The organism is Rhodocytophaga aerolata (assembly GCF_030503435.1).
In the GTDB taxonomy this organism is placed as follows: Bacteria; Bacteroidota; Bacteroidia; order Cytophagales; family 172606-1; genus Rhodocytophaga; species Rhodocytophaga aerolata.
Map to the genome: position 1 here is coordinate 532,438 of NZ_JAUKPO010000001.1, position 22,525 is coordinate 554,962.

The window sequence follows — 22,525 nt, forward strand, 5'->3', positions numbered from 1 at the left end:
TTTACTACATACAACTCAAATTTTCACATTTTATTATGTTTACAGCTCAGATTTCTCACGTAGTGATAGAAAAAATGCAAAAGATTGTAGGAGCTGCCCATGTACTGGCTGATGAAGAAAATCTCTACAAGTATTCGCATGACGAAACAGAAGATTTATCCTTTTTACCAGATATAGTAGTAAAGCCAGCAACGGCTGCTGAAGTAAGTCAGATCATGCAATTTTGTTCAGCAGAAGGTATACCAGTAACTGCCCGTGGCGCTGGTACGGGCCTAAGTGGCGCTGCGTTACCCATATACAAAGGAATTTTACTTTCTATGGAGAGACTCAATAACATTCTCAACATAGATGACAAAAATTTTCAAGCCCTTGTCGAGCCGGGGGTAATTGTGCAAGTATTGCAGGAGGCTACTATTGAAAAAGGCTTATTTTACCCGGTAGATCCTGCCAGCAAAGGAAGTTGTACCATTGGTGGGAACATCGCCCAGTCGGCCGGTGGACTAAGAGCAGTAAAATATGGTACGACACGCGATAACATTTTAAATTTAGAAGTTGTACTGCCAACTGGCGAAATTATCTGGACTGGTGCCAATGTTCTCAAATATTCCACCGGTTATAATCTTACCCAGTTAATGGTAGGGAGCGAAGGTACATTGGGAATTGTTACCAAAGCAGTTGTAAAACTCCGTCCGTATCCAAGTTATAATCTGGTAATGCTTGTGCCTTTTACTACAGCCACCCAGGCATGCGAGGCGGTGAATGCCATTTTTATGGCAGGGATTACCCCATCCTGCTTAGAGTTTATGGAGCGGGAAGCACTTGAATGGGCCATAGCTTATACTGGCTCCTCTATTCCTTTGCCTGCTCACATACAAGCACACCTGCTTATTGAACTAGATGGCAATGATATGGAACTGCTCTTAAAAGAGGCCGAACAGTTATATCAGGTAGTTAATACGTACGATGTAGGAGATATATTATTAGGTGAATCTTTTCAGCAAAAAGAAGAACTATGGGCTTTGCGGCGCAAAATCCCTTATGCTGTACGGCACAATTCTGTGTATAAAGAAGAGGATACCGTAGTTCCCAGAGCGCATTTGCCACAACTATTAAAAGGGATTAAGGAAATAGGAGCCAGGTATCAGTTTAAGTCTGTTTGTTATGGGCATGCCGGCGATGGTAACTTGCATGTGAATATCATCAAAGGTAACATGTCGGAGGAGGAATGGACAACTAAGCTTCCGGAAGGAATCCGTGAAATATTCAGGCTTTGTGTACAACTTGGTGGCACCATCTCAGGCGAGCATGGCATAGGGTATGTTCAAAAGCCATATATTGATATTGCACTGCCAGAAGTTAACCTGGCTATTATGCGCGGGATAAAAAAAGTTTTTGATCCGAAAGGAATTTTAAATCCAGGAAAGATTTTTTAAGATTTTGCATGTAATATTTACCAGTTTTTTGCTTACTATTTTTTTGTGTGCCGTATTAACGTTTACAAAACAAAAGGATTTCGTTTCACTAAATATACATTTACCATGTTAGAAAGATTTGAACCAGCTCATGCCGCGAAAGTTAAAAGTCACTTTGCAAATCTTTGCCAGCTTGCTCTAGCAGATGCTTTTGTAACGAAGGATGAACTGGAGTATCTAAATAAACTATGCAGTAACTTCAATCTTGATAAAGAAGACTTCGATTATATAATGGATAATGCCTATTCTATCCCTTTTTATGCGCCTAAAACATCGATGGAGCGCTTAGAACAGATTTATGATCTGGTAAGGATGGTATTAATTGATGATATTATTGATGAACGGAAAGTATTGCTTTGTGTTGAAGTAGCCGAAAAGCTTGGATTTAAAGCACATGTTGTAGGCGACCTTATCAAAGCGCTTGTCAACGTGAGTGAAGAAACCGGAGAAGATACGTTACCCGAAGATGACTTGCAATTGATTCTTAAAGAAGGATAACAGTTACCTCATATATTTTTTTCTAATCCAGGTGCCTAGCTAGGTGCCTGGATTTATTTTTTATAGCAGTTGCTATTTATCCGGTAACTTCCTGTTTATTCGATGGTTTGCCAACATTTACCCTCCTTTTATAGTTCAACTAATATAAGCGTCGATAGTTGCTGAACGTATGGGTAGCTCTGTTGAATTGAAGCATCAGAAGAATTTCTGCATTCTCTAATTATGCTTTGCAAAAAATCGAACAATACTAATTAAGACCATCCTATGAAAAACCGCATATGTTTAATTACAGGAGCAAACTCCGGAATTGGAAAAATAACTGCCAGGGAATTGGCTGCCAAGGGTATGACCATCCTGATGATTGCCAGAAATAAGGAGAAAGGAGAACAGGCACGCCAGGAAATTAGTCAGGCTACCGGTAATTCTGCTATAGAATTATATCTCTGTGATCTGTCGGTACAAGCAGATATAGTAAAAGTCTCCAATGAAATAAAAGCAAAGCATAACAAAATTGATGTATTAATTAATAATGCAGGCTTAATTATTCCTGATTATCAACTCTCTGCTGACGGTATAGAAATGACACTGGCCATCAATCACCTTGGGCCGTTTCTCCTAACAAATTTATTGTTGGACTTGGTAAAAAATGGAAATGATCCGCGAATACTTACTGTCTCGTCTGAAGCACATAAATTTTCGAAATTAGACTTTAACAACCTTGTTTCGCCCAAAAAATATAGTGCCTGGTTAGCCTATGGCAATTCAAAATTGGCTAATATACTTTTTACCAGGCAACTGGCCAAAGTGGTAAAAAATGATGGTATTACGGCTAATTGCCTGCATCCGGGAGCTGTAGCTACTAACTTTGGCGCTGGTTACTCAGGCATTGCAGGGGCATTTTTCAGCTTGCTCCGTCCTTTTTTTATAAGTCCGGAAAAAGGGGCAGAAACTACTATTTATCTTGCCTCTTCTCCTGAAGTAAAAGGAATGACAGGTTTGTATTTCGACAAAAAGAAACCTAAAACACCTACCAAAGAAGCACTTAGTGACTATAATGCACAAAAGCTCTGGGAGATGAGTACTACCCTAACCAAGCTAAACGACCGTTTGCAACTCAATGCACAAAAAAATTCTTTTAGTAAATAACACGCTTATGCAACAATATTTTTTGTATACCGATAACAATATTGAATAATATCAACAATTGAAAATATATTCTAAAAAAGCATATGAGATTTTTATCAACTAAAGCTCACGGAGTAATAGATTACTTGGTGGGATTGCTACTAATTGCTGTTCCTTGGATTTTTGGATTTGCACAGGGAGGAATGGAAACATGGATTTTTGTGCTTGCCGGAGTTGGAGCTTTGATATACAGCTTTTTTACTGAGTATGAGTTGGGTGTAGTTAAATTAATACCTATGCCCATGCACCTACTATTTGATGCCATGTCTGGTATTGTACTGGCTACCTCCCCCTGGTTATTTGGCTTTAATGATTATGTATATCTTCCTCACTTACTATTTGGGTTATTTGAGATAGGCGCCTCCTTAATTACGCATAAAGTACCTGGGCATCGTACATCCGCTGCAATGGATAGAAGGTAATTTGGGAAAAGCTAATGTAAAGGTTGTAATTACTTGAAATCAATAGTTGCAGCCTTTTTTTATGTGTTCTTTTCCTTATACCTGGTAAGTTACGTTTGCATATACATAAAATTTTATGTACCCACATATAGAATATACAGTACTTGATCCATTTGTGACAGACAATCAGATAGATGCTGCTTCAGCACTGGCTGTTGAGTTACAGGTAGGTGGGTTATGTATTCCTCCCTATTGGGTAAAAAAAGCAAGCCGGGAAGTAGCTCATACAGACGTGGCTTTACTTACCATTATTGGTTTTCCGTATGGCTACCAGCGGACCGAAACGAAACTTGCAGAAATGGAACTAGCCTTTGCCGATGGCGCCACAGCTATAGAAGTGGCAATAAATATGTCGGCTTTAAAATCGCAGCGGATAAACTGGATAAAGGCAGAGGTTGCACGCTTTGCTCATCTGGTACATGCCAGGGAGGCCATGCTAACAATGGTAGCTGATACAGATTCACTAACTAACCTGGAACTGGAGCTGTTTTGTAAAACCTGTGCAGATGCCGGGGCAGATTACATAAAAATAATGAGCGGCTATGTACCAAAAGCATATTCTATCGAAAAGCTGGAACTTGCGTTAAAATATATACCTGCTTCTGTAGGGGTCAAAGTTTATACACAAATGTGTACCTTCCAAGAAGTAAACAACTTACTACATATTGGTATAGAGAAAGTAAGTGTTCCCTCACTTGATTTCCTGAAACAACAATAAATCCTCCTAAATAGCGAACAATTCGCTACCTATTTAGCTTATGAGAATGGTAGCCTGTACTTTACATGCAGGCATTACCTTACCATAAATAAGCGTCTTAGGTAGTCGGTTTTGCTCAAGTGTTTGATAGATAATTGGCTATCTTTGCCGCGTTGTGACTCTAAAGTACCTATTCAATGAACAATACATATAATACTAAAACGACCGTATCCTTTGAAGATACAGCCACAGCCTTTGCTTCAAAATCGGATCTGGAATTAAAAAAAATGCATTTATTGTTTGCTGCTATGAACAGCAATGCCCTTGTCAGCACCGGCACTTTTTTTATGAAAGCCGCTCTTAAATTTGGTTTACCTATAAAATCACCCATTAAACACACCTTGTTTGAGCAGTTTTGCGGGGGCGAATCTATTGCTGAATGTGAAGATGCCATTCAGGAACTGGCAAATTACCATATTAAAACCATTCTGGACTACTCAGTGGAAGGAGAAAAAACGGAAGCCGGCTTTGATGCTACTACCCAGGAGATACTGGCTACTATAGACCGCGCCAAAGGCGATCCCAATATTCCTTTTTCTGTATTTAAAGTTACAGGAATTGCCGCCACCCGCTTATTGGAAAAAAAGCAAAGCGACTCTCCGCTTTCTGAAGCTGAAAAAATAAGCTTCGCTAAAGTAGCTAACCGGGTAGATACCATCTGCAAGAGGGCACATGAGAATAATGTACGTATCTTTATAGATGGCGAAGAATCCTGGATTCAGGAAACTATAGATGAGTTGGCTTATGAGATGATGCGCAAATACAACAAAGAACAGCCCATTATCTACAATACATTTCAGATGTATTTAACAGCTAGTCTCAATAAATTGAAAGATGCCCTTCATAATGCAGTCATGCATAACTACTATTTGGGGGCAAAACTGGTAAGGGGAGCGTATATGGAAAAAGAGAGAGAAGAGGCCCGCCGCAGAGGCATACCAGACCCAGTGCAGCCAGACAAAGAAAGCACAGATGAAGATTTTGACAAAGCCTTGCTGTTTTGTATGAATGAAAAACAAAGAATTGCTATTTGTTCCGGCTCTCATAACGAACACAGCAACTATTACCTGACTGTATTAATGGATAAGCACGGACTGGCACCTAATGACTCCAGAGTATATTTTGCTCAACTCTATGGCATGAGTGATCACATTTCCTATAATCTGGCGAAAGCCGGATACAATGTGGCTAAATACGTTCCCTATGGGCCTATTGAATCGGTTATGCCCTATCTATTCCGACGGGCCGAAGAAAACACCTCTATTGCGGGGCAGAGTAGCCGAGAGTTTAACCTCATCCAAAAGGAACTACGCCGGAGAAAAGCTCAAGCCAAAGCATCCTGACTTAATTTCTCATAGATGAGAAGCTCACAAAAAGAAAGCAAGCAAATTTAGATATTTGCTTGCTTTCTTTTCGTATAGAAGAAACAGTGTAGAATGACTAAGTTACTTAGCTTTGCCTAAGCCCGCCATACCTCCAGCCTCTGATCCGGAGCTACCATAAGCATAATTCTGGCAGGGTTAGGTAATATTACCAAGCGGGCTTCTTTGCCTGGAAACTTATCTGCATCTACCCATACGCCTTCTTTGAAATTTACATCGTATATAGAACTCCCGTCCGCATTCTGCCCTTTATTAGTGTATTTCTGGGCTAGGTAGGCAATGGGTAATAATACTTCTGTATCTGAGCAGTATTCTTCATGTACTTCCTCCAACGCTTTTTCCAGTTCTTTGCCATATTTATCCATCAGTTTGTCTTCCAGATCATGCAACTCTTCTTCCACTGTATCGTAACTGGTGTCTGCGTAATTTAAGCTGCTCAGCTGGTTCTTTTTTTCCACTAAAGCAACCAATGCTTTATTTAAACCTTTTGCGTCCATAATCAAGAAAATAGAAATACTGATACAAAAGTCTATAGACTTATTCACAGATGCAAGTAAAGATTACAAAAAAACCATGCATCTCAGTTATAGTAAATATACTATAATAAATTTAACTATTCTTTTATGACATTGTTTACCTACTAACTTACGTTAAATAAGGGTATACTACCAGAATCAACAAATGAACTAAACCTATGGAAAAAGATTTTTTACCGATCAACGGTACCGACTTCGTAGAATTATATGTAGGAAATGCCAAACAGGCAGCTTACTATTACCAGACTGCTTTTGGGTATCAGCTGATAGCGTATGCTGGTCCGGAAACTGGGATTAAGGATAAAGTATCGTATGTAGTACAACAAAACAAAATCCGGTTGGTATTGACCACAGCCCTTCATCCTGACTCACCCATTGCCGAACATGTAAAAAAACATGGAGATGGCGTAAAAGTACTGGCTCTGTGGGTGGATGATGCTGAAAAATCGTTTGCCGAAACCGTAAAACGCGGAGCCCGTCCTGCCTCTTCCCCTCAAAAATTTACTGACGAATTTGGGGAAGTACGCATGGCCTCTATTCATACCTATGGCGAAACCGTGCATACATTTGTAGAGCGTAAAAACTACAATGGCCCATTTTTACCCGGATTTAAAGCAAAGCAAAGCAGTATTGAAACTACCCCTGTCGGATTGCAATATGTAGATCACTGTGTAGGAAATGTGGAACTCGGTGAAATGAACAAATGGGTGAAATTTTATGAAGAGGTGATGGGTTTTAAACTCCTGATTACCTTCGATGACGAAGATATTTCTACCGAATATTCGGCGCTGATGTCAAAAGTGGTATCTAATGGAAATGGCTATATTAAATTCCCGATTAACGAACCGGCAGTAGGTAAGAAGAAATCGCAGATAGAAGAGTACCTCGACTTTTATCAGGGAGCCGGTGTGCAACACATAGCCATCGCAACGCATGATATTGTTCATACGGTAGGTGAATTACGCAGAAGAGGCGTGGAATTTTTACAGGTACCCGCCTCCTATTATGAAGACTTGCATGAACGTGTAGGTAAGATTGATGAAGACCTGCAACCACTAAAAGATTTAAATATTCTAATAGACCGTGACGAAGAAGGGTATCTCTTACAAATATTTACTAAACCAGTAGAAGACAGACCAACATTATTTTATGAGATTATTCAGCGTAAAGGAGCTAAATCATTCGGGAAAGGAAATTTTAAAGCCTTGTTTGAAGCTATTGAACGGGAGCAGGCTTTACGGGGAAACTTATAAGCGGAAAGAAAAAACTCGAAATATGAGAAGTGCCTGAATAGAAAAAGTGCAGGAAAATCTGAATTTCTGCACTTAAAAAGAAGTTAAAAGTTTAAACATAATAATAAAGGGCCCCTCCATGGGAGAGGCTTTTTATTTTACCTGTTGTTAAGCCCTATTAATTAACATGATTCTACAAATTTCGTTAATAAAAATATCTATGTAAATACCTAATTCCAGGTATTTTTACTAACTATTCTAAGATTTTATATAATTTTTCCAAGCATTTTTTTAAACGATTCATGAATGGGTATAATTGTTAATGAGTCCTTGTCAAGCCTTCTTAATTTAAAGAATGCTGTTGCTAAGAAGGTTTTTATGTAGTTGCTCTTAAACTCACAGCTAACTTTCATACCTTTGCAGCGTTCGATTCATATTACATATTACTACGCTATTTAATGTCCAGTCTGATACAAAACCGGGATTTTTATACTGAATTTGACTTTGCCACTTCTCGAAGTGGAGGTGCAGGTGGGCAACATGTAAATAAGGTATCATCTAAAGTAGAATTACGGTTTCATGTGGATAACTCTACGTTGTTGACACTGGAAGAAAAAGAGATATTGAAACAGAAATTAGCCAACAAAATCACCAATGATGGCTATCTGCAGATAGTTTCTCAGGCAGAAAGAAGCCAGCTACTCAATAAGCAACTGGCTGTCACTAAATTTTATCAGCTACTGGAAAAGGCGCTTACGCCAGTCAAGCGGCGCAAAGCCACCAAACCTACTAAGGCTTCCATTCAAGCACGGCTTCAGGCAAAGAAGGCACTTTCAAGCAAAAAAACAGATCGCAATAAACGGGATTTCCTCGACAATGAATAAGCAGAAAGGCTGTTTGGTGATATTACATCAGTCTATTACTCGTATTTCAGGTTTGGGTTAAAAAGCCTTTGCTTGCTTTTATGTATTCACCGTTTTATCCTCATACGCTAGCCGGATTACACTGCTAGTCATCCAGCAATCTTTGTAAGGGCCCTCCGTCTGTTTGGATAAAGTAAATAAATAAGCCGCTTTTTTTCCCACTCGGTCAGTAATTACGATAATCTGTTGGGCCGTATTTCCCTCCACACGCAATTTCTGGGGAGTATACTTTTTCAAATTAAGTAACGGATCGTATGTTGGGTTTTTCACCATTGCCTTAAAAAAATCCAACGGGCCAGTATATTTTTTATTTTCAGGGGCAGCAAAGCTAAAAACGGTCTCTATGCCTGTATCGTTGTGGTCATTTTCCTGAAAAGCTTTCAGCTGGATAGCAATTACATCTTCAGGACTTAAATCAGGTCTGGGTGAAGGATGGGTATAGTGTGCAAAATAGTGTGTTGTTTTTTGTATGTTAGCTACTAACGAATCTGGTTGAAGCAACATTGCTGCCGCAGCCCAGGCCACTAAACTTACTTTTATTTTCATAAATCAATCAGGTTATGCATATTCACTCATACTAGTTCTTATACTTAACTTATACGGCTGTTCATAGGTTTTGGATTTTATTTAGATGTTAACTAAATCTTTGCACAACTTTAACTTTATTGCTCCGGTATATGACCAGCTGGCCAGCTGGGTGTTTGGGCAATCCATCAAACAAGCCCAGCTGGATACACTTACATGGATTCCTTTAAATGCCACTGTTTTAATCATTGGGGGCGGTACTGGCTGGTATCTGAAGGCATTGCTGGAACAGCACAAAGTAAAGAAGGTTGTGTACATAGAAGCTTCTGAAAAAATGCTTGCCCTCACACGCAAAAAGATAGCAAGCCTGCTTCCGGAGCTAACTACTTCGGAAATAGAATTCCGCCTGGGAACAGAAGACACCCTTTATCCTGCTGAACAATTTGATATAGTGGTTACTCATTTTTTCCTGGATGTATTTGAGCCGGTACAGCTAAAAAAAATAGCCTACCAACTAAAAAATGTATTATACCCTAGTGGATTGTGGCTGATAGCTGATTTCCGCTTAGCAGAGCAGAATATTGGAATTAGATACTTATGGAAGAAACTACTGGTAAAAAGCATGCTCCTTTTTTTCAGAATAACCAGCCACATTACAGCCCGTCAACTGCCTGATTTTGCAGCACTTTTTACTGCTATGAATATGAAACTCGTAAACGAACACTCCTATTACAAAGGTCTGATTGTTTCGGCTGTGTATAGGAAAACACAGTAATATTCATAGCAAAAAGGATTTACCGGAATCTGTAAAATATCAGTATCTTGCCGGTTTATACTAGGCACCTCTCAGCCACAGCCGGGTTGCCGGTAACTACTCTTAATTTGTTATACTAGCTATGTGTGGAATAACAGGGATATACGCTTTTAATGAAATAGGCCGGTTTTTCATGATTAATATGTTCGCTGCCACAGACGCATTGTCGCAGCGTGGGCCAGATTCTTCAGGTACATTCACACATGGCTATGTTGGCTTAGGACACCGGCGGTTGTCTATTATTGATACTAGTTCTGATGGCCGCCAGCCCATGACGGACGAAACGGAGAGATATACTATTGTATTCAATGGAGAAATTTTCAACTTCCCGGAACTCAAGCAACAACTGGAGGCAAAAGGCTATAACTTCCGTTCTTCATCAGATACCGAAGTATTGCTCAATTTGTATATTCATGAAAAAGAAAATTGCCTGAAACACCTGAATGGTTTTTTTGCTTTTGCTATTTACGACAAAGAGCAAGAAAGCCTGTTCATTGCCCGCGACCGCATGGGCATAAAGCCACTTCTCTATTTTCAGGATGAAGATAAGCTGATTTTTGCTTCAGAAATGAAGGCTGTGCTAGCCTATGGCATCCCCCGCGAACTGGATTATGTATCGCTGCAGCAATATTTGCAGCTCAATTATATTCCTGCGCCACACACCATTTTTAAAGGTGTGCAGAAATTACTTCCAGGGTATTATATGTACTTAAAAGGCAATGAAGTAACTACTAAACCCTATTACCAGATTCCGCAAACGTACAACCGATGGACAGCCAACCAGATGAGTTATGAGAAAGTGCAGTCAACACTCGTAGAACTACTGGAGGAATCTGTACGGAAGCGGCTTATTGCCGATGTACCACTGGGAGCATTTCTCAGCGGTGGCATCGACTCCTCCGTTATTGTTGCCTTGGCTTCTAAATATACAGATCATCTCAACACCTTCTCCATTGGCTACCGGGACGAACCTTTTTTCGATGAGACCAGATATGCCAACCTGGTAGCCAAAAAGTACAAAACGAATCACACAGTATTTTCTTTGTCTAATGAAGATCTGTATGAACACCTTTTCGATATGCTCGACTATACTGACGAACCTTTTGCCGATTCGTCGGCCTTAGCAGTATATATTCTGAGCAAACGGACGCGTAAACGGGTAACCGTTGCCCTCTCTGGCGATGGAGCTGACGAATTATTCGGCGGATACAATAAACATCAGGGAGAGTACAAAGTTCGGGAAGGCGGGCTCATGGCAGGTGCCGTAAAAACCTTGCAACCCTTGTGGGATGTATTACCGAAATCCCGGAATAGTACATTTGGTAACAAAGTTCGCCAGCTACAGAAGTTTGCCGAAGGCATGAGCAAAACCGAAAAAGAACGGTACTGGCGTTTCTGTACCTTTGTTAATGAAGAAAATGCCCGGCATGTATTAAGCAATCAGAGTCTGCAGCTGGCAAGCGAACAAGCATTTGAAGAACGGAAAAACAGGATACTCAAACACCTGGACGAAGACGGCGATTTTAATGAATTTCTATACACAGATATGCAACTGGTATTGCCTAATGATATGCTTACCAAAGTAGATCTGATGTCGATGGCGCATGGCTTGGAAATACGGGTGCCTTTCCTGGATTATACGGTGGTAAACTTTGCTTTTTCGCTTCCAGCGGAATTTAAAGTGGATGGCACCATGAAAAAGAGAATAGTACAAGATGCCTTCCGCTCTCATCTGCCAAAAGAACTTTACAACCGGCCCAAACAAGGCTTTGAAGTCCCTTTACTAAAATGGTTTAGAAATGAATTGCAACCGTTAATTACCAATGATCTGCTGAAAGACGATTTTATTCAGCAGCAAGGTATTTTTAACGTGGACAATATACGGGAGCTAAAGGAAAAACTATTTTCCAGCAATCCGGAAGATGTGCATGCCCGCATCTGGGGGCTGCTCGTTTTTCAATACTGGTGGAAAAAGTATATGTAATTGTATATCTTCAGTCAGGAAATTCATACTTTTTTTTACTCCCATATACCCGAGTACATATTACTAAAGCAAGCTATTTCTTGTGACCATTGAACCTAACAGTTATCTACCTATGAGACATTTTTTTATACCATCTGCCCCTTTTTTACTTAGTTTATTGCTGTTAAGCTTCACGCTCACCAAAGAACCTGGACCATGGAAACTTGTAGCCATGGAGAATGAGCCTGAAAAGCGGCATGAAAATGCTTTTGTGCGTGTAGGAGATAGTTTTTATCTGGTAGGAGGAAGAAATATAAAACCAGTAGAAGCGTATAACACCAAAACCAGGCAATGGAAAAAACTTGCTACCCCTCCCCTGGAAATGCACCATTTTCAAGCCATTGAGTACAAAGGTGAAATAGTTGTAGCCGGCGCTTTTACCGGAGGGTTCCCTCATGAAACACCCATTCCTAAAATTCAGATATATAACCCTACAACAGATAAATGGAGGGAGGGCGCCGAAATTCCGGAAAACCGCCGGAGAGGGGCTGCTGGCGTAGTAGTGTATCAGGATAAGATATACCTTGTATGTGGTATTATAGATGGACATTATGACGGACATGTTACCTGGCTCGACGAGTACGACCCCAAAACAAATAAATGGCGTCAGTTACCGGATGCCCCCCATGCCCGCGACCATTTTCAGGCGGCTGTAGTGAACAACCAACTGTTTGTAGCCGGTGGCCGCCGTTCTACTCACAAAACTGGCCACGTACTGGATCTCACGGTGCCCGAAGTAGATATTTTTGATTTTAAAACGAACACCTGGAAAACCCTGCCAGCTGCACAGAATATTCCTACCCAACGGGCGGGCACCGCAGCAGTTACCCTAGGAAAACAGGTACTCATTATTGGCGGTGAGAGCCCCCAGAAACTGGCCCATAATCAGACAGAAGCCTTTGATTTCAAAACGAATACCTGGCAAACCCTGGCACCCCTACAAACCGGACGCCATGGCACCCAAGCTATACTTTATCAGAACAAAGTGTTTGTTGCTGCGGGTTCGGCCAACCAGGGTGGCGGCCCAGAACTAAATACCATGGAGGTGCTGGAGTAATGGACATGCATTCAGAAATTTAATTAGTCTCTCTCCCATGCCAGAAAACGTGAAGGTAGAGCAACTTTCAACAGAACGCCTGCTGCTGACTCCTGTTACCTATGCAGATGCAAAGGATGTTTTTGAGTTATTTACCGATAAAAAAGTATTGAAAAACTATGGCATTCCTCCACATAAAAATCTGGATGAAAGCAAAAAATTAATCCGCTTATTAACAAATAGTAATCACTTTAGCTGGGGAATCAGGCAAAAAAATAAACCGGAACGACTAATTGGCCTCTGTTCATTACACGATTGGAACAAGGCAGCGCAACAGGTAGAAATAGGTTGTACACTTTCGTCAAAGCACTGGGGTTTAGGTATTATGCAGGAAGCCTTCCGTAAATTAATAGATTATGCATTTCAACAGCTGCAGGTACAACAAATCATTGGCAAAACAACCGTAGAGAATGGCCGGGCAATTAAACTGGTAGAAAAACTAGGTTTTACCCAACGGGATACCTATTCTGAGAGGCAACCTAATGGAGATCGAAAGCAGGTAGTGGTCTTAATTAAAGAAATTTCATTCCAATAAAACAGGATGTATCTATTAACTTACTTTTACCTATGTGTCAATTTATGTTTGTATGGCTATTTCTCATGGCATCTGTTTCAGCTTTCAGCCAGTCCGGTTTTAAATCCCAACAGTTAACCTACAGCCGGGTAAAGGAAGCCTATCAGGAGAAGGAAACGCACGTTAAACAAGTATTTGCCGCCAAGAATATAGATGTAACGAAAGCCAATCTTTTTTTCAGAGCTTTTAAACATGAAAGGCTCCTGGAAGTTTGGGCTAAGCCCCATACAAAAAATACCTACGAATTAGTTACCACTTACCCGGTTTGTGCCATTTCCGGCAATCCAGGACCCAAGCGCAAAGAAGGTGATTATCAGATACCGGAAGGGTTTTACTACATCGACCGCTTCAATCCACAAAGCAATTTTCATTTATCATTAGGAATCAATTATCCTAATGCTTCTGACAAACTATTGGGAGTGAAAGGCAAACTAGGTGGCGATATTTTTATTCATGGCAGTTGTGTAACAGTTGGTTGTCTGCCTATGACAGATGACTTCATTAAAGAGCTGTATATAATGGCGGTGGAAGCCAGAAATACCGGGCAGCAGCAGATTCCAGTACATATTTTCCCTGCAAAAATGAATGAATATACACTTACCAGCCTGGTACATACTTTTTCAGCAGACGTAACAACCGCTGCCTTCTGGGCTGGCTTGCAGAAAGGATATGATTTGTTTGAAAACACCCGGCAACTCCCCACGGTCGCTGTTACTTCCCAGGGAGCTTATACCTACAAATAGACTAGTTGCATCAGCTACCTGTTAGTAAATGCTTTTTGCTAGGGGCAGAAAGCATGTTTTTCTCTAACTTTTGACATATTTTTTTTTAAATTATGTATATTGCTCCATCTGCAGCAATACATGTATATGGCATTAGCTGTGCACAAGAAGCAGATTTTAACGTACTTTAGATTGAGTTATATGGCATTACAAATAGAAACTGAACAGGAAGCCTATCTGGCTATCATGTATGCTTGCATGTCGGTAGATGGCCGGGTAACCGAGGATGAAACAGATGAACTAATTCGGTCTCTGATGAAAGAGCCTGTTTTTAAGGATGCACCCCTTATTAGCTTATATAAAAAAGTACAATTGATCAACCAGTCTATCCGGTTTGATGCTTACCGGCTAATTGAACTAGCAGCCCCCGTTATTGGTCCTGAATTGAAACCAATGGTGTTTAAATCTGCTGTTAATCTGCTTCAGGCAGATGGGGTGGTTTTTGGCACAGAAAAAGACCTGATGCAACACCTTCAGAAATGCCTGTATCCGGAAATCTCTAATGGTTCTACCAATTAACAATCCTCCCTTTTTTAAAGAAACAATTCTTTCAGCAGCCTTATGCTAACAGAAATTAAAAATACAAAAGTGCTTAAAGTACATCCGGCAGATAATGTCATAGTAGCCCTAACCGATCTTCCGGCAGGTACTAGCGTGGAATATGAAGGAGAAACCTATGTACTTCCAGAAACTGTTCCGCAAAAGCACAAATTTGCTACCGCCAGCCTTCAGCCCGGAGACCAGGTTTTTATGTATGGAGTTCTGGTAGGCAAAGCATCGCAGCCTATTTCCAAAGGTGGTTTAGTTTCTACACGCAACCTTAAGCATGCGGCTTCCGATTATTTTGGTAAAATGAAAGAATACCAATGGGTGGCCCCGGATGTTTCTAAATGGGTGAACCGGACCTTTATGGGCTTTCACCGCTCTGATGGGCAGGTAGGGACGGCTAATTACTGGTTGTTTATCCCTACCGTTTTTTGTGAAAACCGCAATCTGGAGTTTATTAAAGATGCGTTAAATAAAGAGCTGGGATACGGCAAAACAGAAAAATACAAGAACTACACCAGGCAACTGGTAGAAATGTTCAGAAATGGCACACCGCCTGATGCTATGCTTACCACAGATTTGCAGCTCAATGAAGAGCATTTCAACACAAACCGGCTTTTTCCAAACATAGATGGCATAAAGTTTCTTACCCACCAGGGAGGCTGTGGCGGAACCCGGCAAGATTCTGCTATCCTGAGTTCCTTACTGACTGCTTACATTGATCACCCCAATGTGGCAGGGGCTACAGTTATGAGCCTGGGTTGCCAGCACTTGCAACTAGACGACTTCCAGCGGGAGATTTATAAACGGAATCCAAAATTCAATAAGCCCTTGTTGATGTTCGAGCAGCAAAAAAGTCAGTCGGAAGAGAGTCTGGTAACAGAAGCCATTAAACAAACTTTTGTACAGCTAATCGAAGCAAACAAATTGGTGCGTCAGCCTGCCCCGATCAGCAAATTAGTATTGGGAGTGAAATGCGGCGGTTCTGATGGATTTTCAGGAATTTCTGCTAACCCAGCGGTAGGCTATGCAGCAGATTTACTGGTGGCCGTAGGTGGCTCTGTGTTACTTGCTGAGTTTCCAGAGCTTTGTGGCGTAGAGCAGGAACTGGCCGACCGCTGTGTAAATAACGAAGTTGCCGATAAGTTTGTCCGGCTAATGAAATCCTACGCTGCCCAGGCGGAATCTGTAGGCTCCGGTTTCGATGCTAATCCATCTCCAGGCAATATCCGCGATGGACTCATTACCGATGCAATTAAATCTGCCGGAGCGGCTAAGAAAGGCGGCACCTCCCCTATTGTGGATGTACTGGATTATACACAACCTGTTAATAAACCAGGCTTAAGTCTGGTATGTACGCCAGGAAACGATGTAGAAGCCACTACCGGAAAAGCAGGTTCTGGGGCTACCCTTATTCTGTTCACCACTGGCCTGGGTACTCCTACTGGTAATCCGGTGTGCCCGGTAATTAAAGTTTCTACCAATACAACACTCGCCCGGCGGATGAAAGATATTATTGATATTGACACTGGCGATATTATTACCGGAGAAGCTACCATCGAGAGCAAAGGCGAAGAAATATTAGAATATTGTATCCGGGCCGCCAGTGGCGAAGTCATACCTAAATCAGTACAACTCGGGCAGGATGATTTTATTCCCTGGAAACGTGGCGTTTCTTTATAAGGATTTTTTTAAAACCCAGTCAGATACAAAATTGCTGAGGTTTATTTAACATATATAGTATCCCCTAAACCCTATCATTATTTCATGTTCCAGTTAACCGGAAAAACAGCTGTTATCACCGGAGGCGGCAGTGGCATTGGAAAAGCCATTGCCAAAATATTTGCCAGACAAGAAGCTCAGGTGGCTATTATTGAATTAAACAAAGCAAATGGCGAATCCACCATTCAGGAGATTACAAATGCTGGCGGCAAAGCTAGTTTATATACCTGCGACGTTTCCAAACAATCGGAGGTTAAGCAGGTATTTGACCAGATCTATGCAGATTTAGGCAAAGTAAATATTCTGGTAAACAGTGCCGGAGTATCGCATATTGGTAACCTGGAAAAAACCACTGAAGCCGATTTCGACAGACTTTTTGCGGTAAACGTAAAAGGCGTGTATAACTGCCTATTATATGGCGTTGAAAAAATGAAGCTTACTGGCGGTGGGGCAATCGTAAATCTGGCTTCTATCGCCGGAATTATTGGCATACCCGACCGGTTTGCTTATTCTATGAGCAAAGGAGCCGTACTTTCCATGACCCTTTCCGTAGCCCGTGATTATATAGATCAGAATATCCGCTGTAATTGTATTTCTCCAGGCCGGGTGCATACGCCTTTTGTAGATGATTTCTTGAAAAAGAATTACCCTGGGCAAGAGCAGGAAATGTTTCAAAAACTTTCTAAAACACAACCAATCGGCCGGATGGGTACTCCGGATGAAATGGCAGCTCTGGTATTATACTTATGTTCTGATGAAGCAGGCTTTGTTACAGGCAGCGACTATAATATTGACGGGGGCTTTTTACGGATAAAATAAGAGAAAAAAAACTTCCGGCCATGCAACCTTTTATCAGAAAGAGCATCTTAATCTTCATACACCAACCTATATACTTATGAAAAAGTATCTTTTCTCTTTAACTGTTGCATTGGCTACGTATAGCCTCCTATTGTGCAGCCTGTCGGTTGCTCAAAGTTCGCAAACCCGAAATCTTCAACCATTCAACGAAGTACATGTTAGCGGAGGGTTTGATGTAGTGCTTACCAAAGGTACTACTGAATCGGTAAGTATTGAATCCAGAAATGTAGATATGGAGAATATACTCACCGAAGTGGAGGGTAAAAAACTGAAGCTTTACCTGAAGAAAGGTAACTACCGCAATACAGATATTAAATTCGTTGTTACGTATAAAGATATAGAAGCTATTCATTCTTCTGGTTCTTCTGAAATTGTGTGCAACACCGATATCCGTGCAGATAATTTTTCTCTCCATAGCAGTGGTTCAGGCAACATTAAACTGACCTCTGTAAATACAGATAATTTTGAGATCCATAACTCTGGCTCTTCCAATATAGATGTAGCCGGGGTAGCCAAAAAACAATCGTTGCACATTAGTGGCTCCAGTAAAATAAACGCCTTTGATCTAAAAAGTGAAGATAGCAAAGTAAGTATTAGCGGCTCGGGAGATGTAAACATTAATGTAAGTCAGAACCTGGAGGCAAGCGTATCTGGTTCCGGCGATATTAAGTATAAAGGCGAACCGAATATTCGGAATGTACGGGTGTCAGGCTCTGGAAACATCAGCAAAGCAAACTAAGCTTATATACTTATTTAATGTGTGAGCCGTGAGTTATCACGGCTTTTTTGTATTCATATACTTATTTGGCCAGACTACCTATGCTAGTATTGGGTAGATCCCGCATTCCACTGATGTATCTGCTTTTCAGAGGGTAGCAGGAAGGTAAATATGCCAAGGGCAGGCAGGCAACCACAGACAATCATAATAAATTGCAGCCCAAACTCATCGGCTAGTTTACCTAAGGCTATAGCTCCAATGGCAGCCATGCCGAATGACAAGCCAAATATTAGTCCGGAAATAGTACCGATCCGGCCAGGTATCAGTTCTAGCGCATATACCAGGGTAACCGAAAAACTAGACAGAATAATAAACCCATTTAGTATAAGAATAGGATATACCCAGGGCAAGCTTACGTATGGCAAAATAAAGGATAAGGGCGCTGAGGCAATCATCGAGTAAAGAATAACATTTTTCTTTCCAAATCTGTCTGATAAAGGGCCACCGGAGAATATACCAATAGCGCCAGCCAGCAGGTACAGAAATATATAAAACTGGGCATCTTTTATACTTAAGCCATAATGCTCAATCAAGTAAAAGGCATAATAGTTTGTGATACCTGTACCATACCATGCCCGGACGAATACGAGAAACACAATCAGAATCAGCGCAAACGTTACCTTCTTATTTCTTACGGTGGGTACCTTCTCTGTTTTCACTACAGGAACTGTTGGAAGCACGGCAACTTGCTGGCGGTACCAACTGGCAATATAAAGCAGTAAAATAAAAGCTAAAGCAGCCAGAACAGTAAACCATATAGCACCAGATTGCCCTAAAGGAACAAAAATTAAGGCCGTCATTAAGGGAGCCAACGATTGTCCGGCATTTCCCCCCACTTGAAATATAGATTGGGCAAGACCCCTTCGCTGGCCTGCTGCCATAATAACCACACGTGAGCCTTCGGGATGAAAAACAGCCGACCCCACTCCTACCAAGGATACAGAAACGATGATTAATGCCAGATTGAAAGAATATGCTAGTAACAGCATTCCTACCAATGTAAAAGCCATGCCTACGGGCAATAAATATGGCAAGGGCTTGGTATCGGTATAACGGCCAATAACCGGCTGCATAATGGAAGCAATAAAGTTATTGGCAAAAGCAATCATACCTAGCTCCACATAGGAGAGTTTCAGAGTCTGTTGAATAATGGGGAATATGGCTGGTATCACAGATTGAATGGTATCATTCAGCAAATGCACCATGCTGATGGTGAGCAGCACCGGATACAACGTTTGTGTGACTGAAAAAGAAGCGGAAGAACTGGTAGGCATGCGTAGTATTCAATGGCCATTAATGGCTCGATTTAATTTGGTTAGTGATCAGTTCAAGTTCAGCATCTACATTTACATACGTACGTAACTGTATGAGCTTTTCTCTGGTTTTACGTAAAAAAGCCTGATGGGCCACCGACTGCGGATGAAAAGGTGTATGTGCCATGGCTTTAGTTACACTTTCCCAATCCTTCAAAAACTCTTTTGTTCCCTGCTCCATATAAGCATCCACAAATTTTTCCCAGATATACTCTTCTGCAACTTCAGTCGGATGAAGCATATCTTTTTTATAAAACCGGTAATCGCGTAAATCGTCCAGCATACATTCATACGCCGGAAAATAAGTCAGTTGCGGACATTGCAGACCTGCTTCATGACAGGCTACCCGCAAAACAGATTTACTTACCTGGTTTTCTGGGATACCGTCTTTTACGTGCCGCACCGGGCTTATTGTTAGAATAATGTGTATATCGGGCCGTATAGTTTTAAGGAGGTTGTATAAAGCACAAACAGCCTGGGTAGTTTCAGTCACTGTTAGTAATTCTTTTGAAAATAAAGATGCGGGTGCTTTATGGCAATTAGCTACTACCGTATTGGTTTCTTTAAGGCGGTAGACAAAAGCTGTTCCCAGAGTAAGCAAGAGCACATCAGCAGCAGCTATAAACCGGGCAACTTCTGCTAACAGATGTTTAGTCTTTTCCCTTAGTTCGTCGGCAGTAGAAGCCACTATTTCGGAATGCAAGTCATAATGATACCATAAGTCCTGGTGTTGCCACAATAACTCCTCCGGAAGATTTTTTTTAGCAATAGCAGCTTCTAGTAATTTTAAAATGGATACTGGATTGTAGATAACACCAAACGGATTAACCATTACCCTAAACTTGTTATGCTGTAACCGGGCACCCATCACATCGGCAAAGCATGAGCCTAAAGACAGAATCTGGGTATGCAACGATATTTTGGTGTTAGCAGGCGGTATGTGTACTTCTGTTCTGAATTTCATAAAACCCGGTATGTCTACTGGCTCAGAAATGGACTATATAAACAAGAAACAGATATATACAAAAAAAGCGTTTCATAAGGTGAAACGCTTTTTTATACGTACTTATCCGTAAAATCGCTAAAAATTCTAAGTATTAACTGGCCACTACTTTAAATGTAATGCGGTGTTTGATATCTTTATGCAGATCCAGCAGGGCAGTATATTCTCCCTCTGTTTTAACTTCAGATTCGAAAGAGATTTTCTTTCTGTCTACACTGAAACCTTTGGCTTTCAATGAATCTGATATTTGCAAAGTAGTTACCTTACCGAAAATTTTGCCACTCTCACCCACTTTAGCAGGTATTTCAAGCACCGTGTCGCCAATAGAAGCAGCCAGGTCAGCTGCATCTTTTTTAATTTTATCCGCTTTGTGTGCTGCTTGCTTTATGTTCTCTTCCATTACTTTTTTATTGGAAGCATTGGCAATAACAGCATACCCTTGCGGAATCAGGTAATTGCGTCCGTAACCAGGCTTTACGTTCACTACTTCGTTTTTATAACCTAAGCCTGCTATATCTTCTTTTAATATTAATTCCATTGTCTTGAATGATTAATGATGTTCGAAGAATGAACCATACATAACTGATAGTTACGTATGATTCATTGATCATGACCAGTTATTTTAATGAGTCAGTTACGTATGGAAGCAGAGCTAAATGTCTTGCCCGCTTTACGGCCTGTGCTACTCTACGCTGAAACTTTAAGCTGGTACCAGTAATTCTTCTGGGAAGAATCTTGCCTTGCTCATTCACAAACTTCAATAAGAAATTAGCGTCTTTATAGTCTATATACCGGATTCCATTTTTCTTGAAACGACAATATTTTTTTCTATTCTCGTTTTTGTGCATGGGTTCGTTCATCAGTGTCATGCTTGTGCCTCCTTTTCTTCAGTTCTTTTTCTACCTACTAAACCTTTTCTTTTTCTTTCGTTGTAGTCTACAGCAAATTTATCTAACGCTGTGGTCAGAAAACGTAATACGCGCTCATCGCGGCGGTACTCTGTTTCCAGTGTAGCAATTAATTGTGTATCAGCCTTGAATTCAAAGAATTGATAAAAACCTGAATTTTTGTGGCCAATCGGGTAAGCCAGCTTCTTTAGCCCCCAGTTATCTTCGTGAACGATCTCCGCGCCATTGTCCACCAGCACTTTTTTGAATTTTTCGACAGTATCCTTCATCTGAACATCAGACAAAACGGGAGTTAAAATGAATACTGTCTCATAGTTTTTTACTTCCATGATTTGGGTTTTACTATGTAAAATGGTGAAATTGATTTTGAGCCTGCAAAATTAAGTAATAGCTCCGTGGAAAACAAGTGGTAGAAAAAGTTTAATATTAATTCTTGCCCGTATCAGGTAACTATTCTGATACTTCGCTTACCTGCTGTGCATGCAACGATACGGGGCATTCGGTATCGGAAATATTGTGCAAAACAATTTGTGGCGCAGAGGTACAATACGTGAGGTATTTGCCTAGTTCTTCTACTGGCTTTGTAAAAGTGAAATAAATAACCGACCCATTTATTTTATATTCATCTGGCAAGTTGAGGGTTTCTACCACATTGTCATACGCTATGCTCTCTGCAATACCATAGTCAGCATTTTTTCCTTCCAGCATAATGGCATATGAACCTGTCAGGCAACCTTGCCCGATTACTTTGCCCTTTACGCATATGTTTGCCTGAGGCTCTTTCTCACAACCCGTCATACTAATGGCAGCTACCATTAACAAAAAGTGATATACTAATACCTGTATAAGTGCAGTTGAGCGCATACAATTCTCAATACTAAAATGGGGTGGTATACTAGGGTAGCTTCAGCATTGTACAACCGAATCTATACACAAGACTCAATAATGCATTGAAGGGTTGCATGGAGGTATGGATAAATGCTAATAGTTTTAATATCCATCTTCCGTTCAATTCTCAGGATATCTTGAATGTATAAAGTTTTTTCAGCAAGATATTCGATACCTATAGTTTAGTGGGGTGTATATACTCAAAAAGGGAAGCAGATGCTTCCCTTTTTGAGTATACCCTATATTTTA

Annotated in this window: 25 protein-coding genes; 17 read left to right on the forward strand and 8 right to left on the reverse strand. The window is 40.8% G+C overall.

The window, feature by feature from the left end:
- Positions 1-35 precede the first annotated feature (35 nt).
- The 6 genes from Q0590_RS02055 to Q0590_RS02080 all read left to right on the forward strand — a co-directional run bounded on the left by Q0590_RS02055 (position 36) and on the right by Q0590_RS02080 (position 5,716).
- Complete coding sequence (locus tag Q0590_RS02055; RefSeq protein ID WP_302035810.1) at positions 36-1,433, forward strand: FAD-binding oxidoreductase; 1,398 nt, start codon at positions 36-38, stop codon at positions 1,431-1,433.
- Between the two features lie 105 nt (positions 1,434-1,538).
- Complete coding sequence (locus tag Q0590_RS02060) at positions 1,539-1,970, forward strand: hypothetical protein (RefSeq protein WP_302035811.1); 432 nt, start codon at positions 1,539-1,541, stop codon at positions 1,968-1,970.
- A 264-nt stretch (positions 1,971-2,234) separates the two neighbouring features.
- Entirely contained in the window at positions 2,235-3,116 is an 882-nt protein-coding gene (locus Q0590_RS02065; protein WP_302035812.1) for an SDR family oxidoreductase, read from the forward strand.
- 83 nt (positions 3,117-3,199) lie between these two features.
- Positions 3,200-3,577, forward strand: a complete 378-nt coding sequence (locus tag Q0590_RS02070) for an SPW repeat domain-containing protein (protein WP_302035813.1) — start codon at positions 3,200-3,202, stop codon at positions 3,575-3,577.
- Positions 3,578-3,692: 115 nt separating this feature from the next.
- Complete coding sequence (locus tag Q0590_RS02075) at positions 3,693-4,334, forward strand: deoxyribose-phosphate aldolase (protein WP_302035814.1); 642 nt, start codon at positions 3,693-3,695, stop codon at positions 4,332-4,334.
- A 176-nt stretch (positions 4,335-4,510) separates the two neighbouring features.
- On the forward strand, positions 4,511-5,716 hold the full coding sequence (locus Q0590_RS02080) for a proline dehydrogenase family protein (RefSeq protein ID WP_302035815.1): 1,206 nt from the start codon (positions 4,511-4,513) through the stop codon (positions 5,714-5,716).
- A 116-nt stretch (positions 5,717-5,832) separates the two neighbouring features.
- Here Q0590_RS02080 and Q0590_RS02085 read toward each other — a convergent pair whose 3' ends face one another.
- Entirely contained in the window at positions 5,833-6,252 is a 420-nt protein-coding gene (locus Q0590_RS02085; RefSeq protein ID WP_302035816.1) for a hypothetical protein, read from the reverse strand.
- 197 nt (positions 6,253-6,449) lie between these two features.
- Here Q0590_RS02085 and hppD point away from each other — a divergent pair, with 197 nt between their 5' ends.
- Both hppD and arfB read left to right on the forward strand, forming a co-directional pair.
- Entirely contained in the window at positions 6,450-7,544 is a 1,095-nt protein-coding gene (hppD, locus tag Q0590_RS02090) for a 4-hydroxyphenylpyruvate dioxygenase (RefSeq protein ID WP_302035817.1), read from the forward strand.
- Between the two features lie 437 nt (positions 7,545-7,981).
- Complete coding sequence (gene arfB, locus Q0590_RS02095) at positions 7,982-8,407, forward strand: alternative ribosome rescue aminoacyl-tRNA hydrolase ArfB (RefSeq protein WP_302035818.1); 426 nt, start codon at positions 7,982-7,984, stop codon at positions 8,405-8,407.
- A gap of 78 nt (positions 8,408-8,485) precedes the next feature.
- Here arfB and Q0590_RS02100 read toward each other — a convergent pair whose 3' ends face one another.
- Positions 8,486-8,992, reverse strand: a complete 507-nt coding sequence (locus Q0590_RS02100) for a DUF4864 domain-containing protein (RefSeq protein WP_302035819.1) — start codon at positions 8,990-8,992, stop codon at positions 8,486-8,488.
- A gap of 100 nt (positions 8,993-9,092) precedes the next feature.
- On the opposite strand from Q0590_RS02100, the gene Q0590_RS02105 reads away from it, so the two are divergent.
- From Q0590_RS02105 to Q0590_RS02145, 9 genes are all read left to right on the forward strand, one after another.
- Complete coding sequence (locus Q0590_RS02105; protein ID WP_302035820.1) at positions 9,093-9,746, forward strand: class I SAM-dependent methyltransferase; 654 nt, start codon at positions 9,093-9,095, stop codon at positions 9,744-9,746.
- 121 nt (positions 9,747-9,867) lie between these two features.
- Positions 9,868-11,769 (forward strand): asparagine synthase (glutamine-hydrolyzing), encoded by a 1,902-nt coding sequence (gene asnB, locus Q0590_RS02110; RefSeq protein WP_302035821.1) that lies wholly within the window; start codon positions 9,868-9,870, stop codon positions 11,767-11,769.
- 112 nt (positions 11,770-11,881) lie between these two features.
- Positions 11,882-12,865 carry a Kelch repeat-containing protein gene (locus Q0590_RS02115; protein ID WP_302035822.1) on the forward strand — a complete coding sequence of 328 codons (984 nt, stop codon included), beginning with the start codon at positions 11,882-11,884 and terminating at the stop codon, positions 12,863-12,865.
- 37 nt (positions 12,866-12,902) lie between these two features.
- Positions 12,903-13,439, forward strand: coding sequence for a GNAT family N-acetyltransferase (locus Q0590_RS02120; protein WP_302035823.1), 537 nt, complete (start codon positions 12,903-12,905; stop codon positions 13,437-13,439).
- A 32-nt stretch (positions 13,440-13,471) separates the two neighbouring features.
- Positions 13,472-14,221, forward strand: coding sequence for a L,D-transpeptidase family protein (locus Q0590_RS02125; protein ID WP_302035824.1), 750 nt, complete (start codon positions 13,472-13,474; stop codon positions 14,219-14,221).
- Positions 14,222-14,401: 180 nt separating this feature from the next.
- Positions 14,402-14,779: a tellurite resistance TerB family protein gene (locus tag Q0590_RS02130; protein ID WP_302035825.1), complete on the forward strand. Its 378-nt coding sequence runs from the start codon at positions 14,402-14,404 to the stop codon at positions 14,777-14,779.
- Positions 14,780-14,821: 42 nt separating this feature from the next.
- Positions 14,822-16,489, forward strand: a complete 1,668-nt coding sequence (locus Q0590_RS02135; protein ID WP_302035826.1) for a UxaA family hydrolase — start codon at positions 14,822-14,824, stop codon at positions 16,487-16,489.
- Positions 16,490-16,573: 84 nt separating this feature from the next.
- The gene (locus tag Q0590_RS02140) at positions 16,574-17,347 is read left to right on the forward strand and encodes an SDR family NAD(P)-dependent oxidoreductase (protein ID WP_302035827.1); all 774 of its coding nucleotides are present in this window, start codon (positions 16,574-16,576) and stop codon (positions 17,345-17,347) included.
- A gap of 76 nt (positions 17,348-17,423) precedes the next feature.
- Complete coding sequence (locus Q0590_RS02145) at positions 17,424-18,125, forward strand: head GIN domain-containing protein (RefSeq protein ID WP_302035828.1); 702 nt, start codon at positions 17,424-17,426, stop codon at positions 18,123-18,125.
- Positions 18,126-18,208: 83 nt separating this feature from the next.
- Here Q0590_RS02145 and Q0590_RS02150 read toward each other — a convergent pair whose 3' ends face one another.
- From Q0590_RS02150 to Q0590_RS02175, 6 genes are all read right to left on the reverse strand, one after another.
- Entirely contained in the window at positions 18,209-19,438 is a 1,230-nt protein-coding gene (locus Q0590_RS02150) for an MFS transporter (RefSeq protein ID WP_302035829.1), read from the reverse strand.
- A gap of 19 nt (positions 19,439-19,457) precedes the next feature.
- The gene (locus Q0590_RS02155; RefSeq protein ID WP_302035830.1) at positions 19,458-20,441 is read right to left on the reverse strand and encodes a GSCFA domain-containing protein; all 984 of its coding nucleotides are present in this window, start codon (positions 20,439-20,441) and stop codon (positions 19,458-19,460) included.
- A gap of 133 nt (positions 20,442-20,574) precedes the next feature.
- A complete protein-coding gene (gene rplI / locus Q0590_RS02160; RefSeq protein WP_302035831.1) occupies positions 20,575-21,018 on the reverse strand; it encodes a 50S ribosomal protein L9 in 444 nt (147 codons plus the stop codon).
- A 79-nt stretch (positions 21,019-21,097) separates the two neighbouring features.
- Positions 21,098-21,349 carry a 30S ribosomal protein S18 gene (gene rpsR, locus Q0590_RS02165; protein ID WP_302035832.1) on the reverse strand — a complete coding sequence of 84 codons (252 nt, stop codon included), beginning with the start codon at positions 21,347-21,349 and terminating at the stop codon, positions 21,098-21,100.
- Positions 21,346-21,717, reverse strand: coding sequence for a 30S ribosomal protein S6 (gene rpsF, locus Q0590_RS02170; RefSeq protein ID WP_302035833.1), 372 nt, complete (start codon positions 21,715-21,717; stop codon positions 21,346-21,348). The genes rpsR and rpsF overlap by 4 nt, the downstream gene beginning before the upstream one ends.
- Before the next feature lie 121 nt (positions 21,718-21,838).
- Entirely contained in the window at positions 21,839-22,252 is a 414-nt protein-coding gene (locus Q0590_RS02175) for a hypothetical protein (RefSeq protein ID WP_302035834.1), read from the reverse strand.
- Between the last annotated feature and the right edge of the window lie 273 nt (positions 22,253-22,525).

What these genes read in the sequence shown, in the direction of transcription:
- Q0590_RS02055 (WP_302035810.1), top strand. Translation starts at nt 36, where the DNA reads ATGTTTACAGCTCAGATTTCTCACGTAGTGATAGAAAAAATGCAAAAG.
- Q0590_RS02060 (WP_302035811.1), top strand. Translation starts at nt 1,539, where the DNA reads ATGTTAGAAAGATTTGAACCAGCTCATGCCGCGAAAGTTAAAAGTCAC.
- Q0590_RS02065 (WP_302035812.1), top strand. Translation starts at nt 2,235, where the DNA reads ATGAAAAACCGCATATGTTTAATTACAGGAGCAAACTCCGGAATTGGA.
- Q0590_RS02070 (WP_302035813.1), top strand. Translation starts at nt 3,200, where the DNA reads ATGAGATTTTTATCAACTAAAGCTCACGGAGTAATAGATTACTTGGTG.
- Q0590_RS02075 (WP_302035814.1), top strand. Translation starts at nt 3,693, where the DNA reads ATGTACCCACATATAGAATATACAGTACTTGATCCATTTGTGACAGAC.
- Q0590_RS02080 (WP_302035815.1), top strand. Translation starts at nt 4,511, where the DNA reads ATGAACAATACATATAATACTAAAACGACCGTATCCTTTGAAGATACA.
- Q0590_RS02085 (WP_302035816.1), bottom strand. Translation starts at nt 6,252, where the DNA reads ATGGACGCAAAAGGTTTAAATAAAGCATTGGTTGCTTTAGTGGAAAAA.
- hppD (WP_302035817.1), top strand. Translation starts at nt 6,450, where the DNA reads ATGGAAAAAGATTTTTTACCGATCAACGGTACCGACTTCGTAGAATTA.
- arfB (WP_302035818.1), top strand. Translation starts at nt 7,982, where the DNA reads ATGTCCAGTCTGATACAAAACCGGGATTTTTATACTGAATTTGACTTT.
- Q0590_RS02100 (WP_302035819.1), bottom strand. Translation starts at nt 8,992, where the DNA reads ATGAAAATAAAAGTAAGTTTAGTGGCCTGGGCTGCGGCAGCAATGTTG.
- asnB (WP_302035821.1), top strand. Translation starts at nt 9,868, where the DNA reads ATGTGTGGAATAACAGGGATATACGCTTTTAATGAAATAGGCCGGTTT.
- Q0590_RS02115 (WP_302035822.1), top strand. Translation starts at nt 11,882, where the DNA reads ATGAGACATTTTTTTATACCATCTGCCCCTTTTTTACTTAGTTTATTG.
- Q0590_RS02120 (WP_302035823.1), top strand. Translation starts at nt 12,903, where the DNA reads ATGCCAGAAAACGTGAAGGTAGAGCAACTTTCAACAGAACGCCTGCTG.
- Q0590_RS02125 (WP_302035824.1), top strand. Translation starts at nt 13,472, where the DNA reads ATGTGTCAATTTATGTTTGTATGGCTATTTCTCATGGCATCTGTTTCA.
- Q0590_RS02130 (WP_302035825.1), top strand. Translation starts at nt 14,402, where the DNA reads ATGGCATTACAAATAGAAACTGAACAGGAAGCCTATCTGGCTATCATG.
- Q0590_RS02135 (WP_302035826.1), top strand. Translation starts at nt 14,822, where the DNA reads ATGCTAACAGAAATTAAAAATACAAAAGTGCTTAAAGTACATCCGGCA.
- Q0590_RS02140 (WP_302035827.1), top strand. Translation starts at nt 16,574, where the DNA reads ATGTTCCAGTTAACCGGAAAAACAGCTGTTATCACCGGAGGCGGCAGT.
- Q0590_RS02145 (WP_302035828.1), top strand. Translation starts at nt 17,424, where the DNA reads ATGAAAAAGTATCTTTTCTCTTTAACTGTTGCATTGGCTACGTATAGC.
- Q0590_RS02150 (WP_302035829.1), bottom strand. Translation starts at nt 19,438, where the DNA reads ATGCCTACCAGTTCTTCCGCTTCTTTTTCAGTCACACAAACGTTGTAT.
- Q0590_RS02155 (WP_302035830.1), bottom strand. Translation starts at nt 20,441, where the DNA reads ATGAAATTCAGAACAGAAGTACACATACCGCCTGCTAACACCAAAATA.
- rplI (WP_302035831.1), bottom strand. Translation starts at nt 21,018, where the DNA reads ATGGAATTAATATTAAAAGAAGATATAGCAGGCTTAGGTTATAAAAAC.
- rpsR (WP_302035832.1), bottom strand. Translation starts at nt 21,349, where the DNA reads ATGACACTGATGAACGAACCCATGCACAAAAACGAGAATAGAAAAAAA.
- rpsF (WP_302035833.1), bottom strand. Translation starts at nt 21,717, where the DNA reads ATGGAAGTAAAAAACTATGAGACAGTATTCATTTTAACTCCCGTTTTG.
- Q0590_RS02175 (WP_302035834.1), bottom strand. Translation starts at nt 22,252, where the DNA reads ATGCGCTCAACTGCACTTATACAGGTATTAGTATATCACTTTTTGTTA.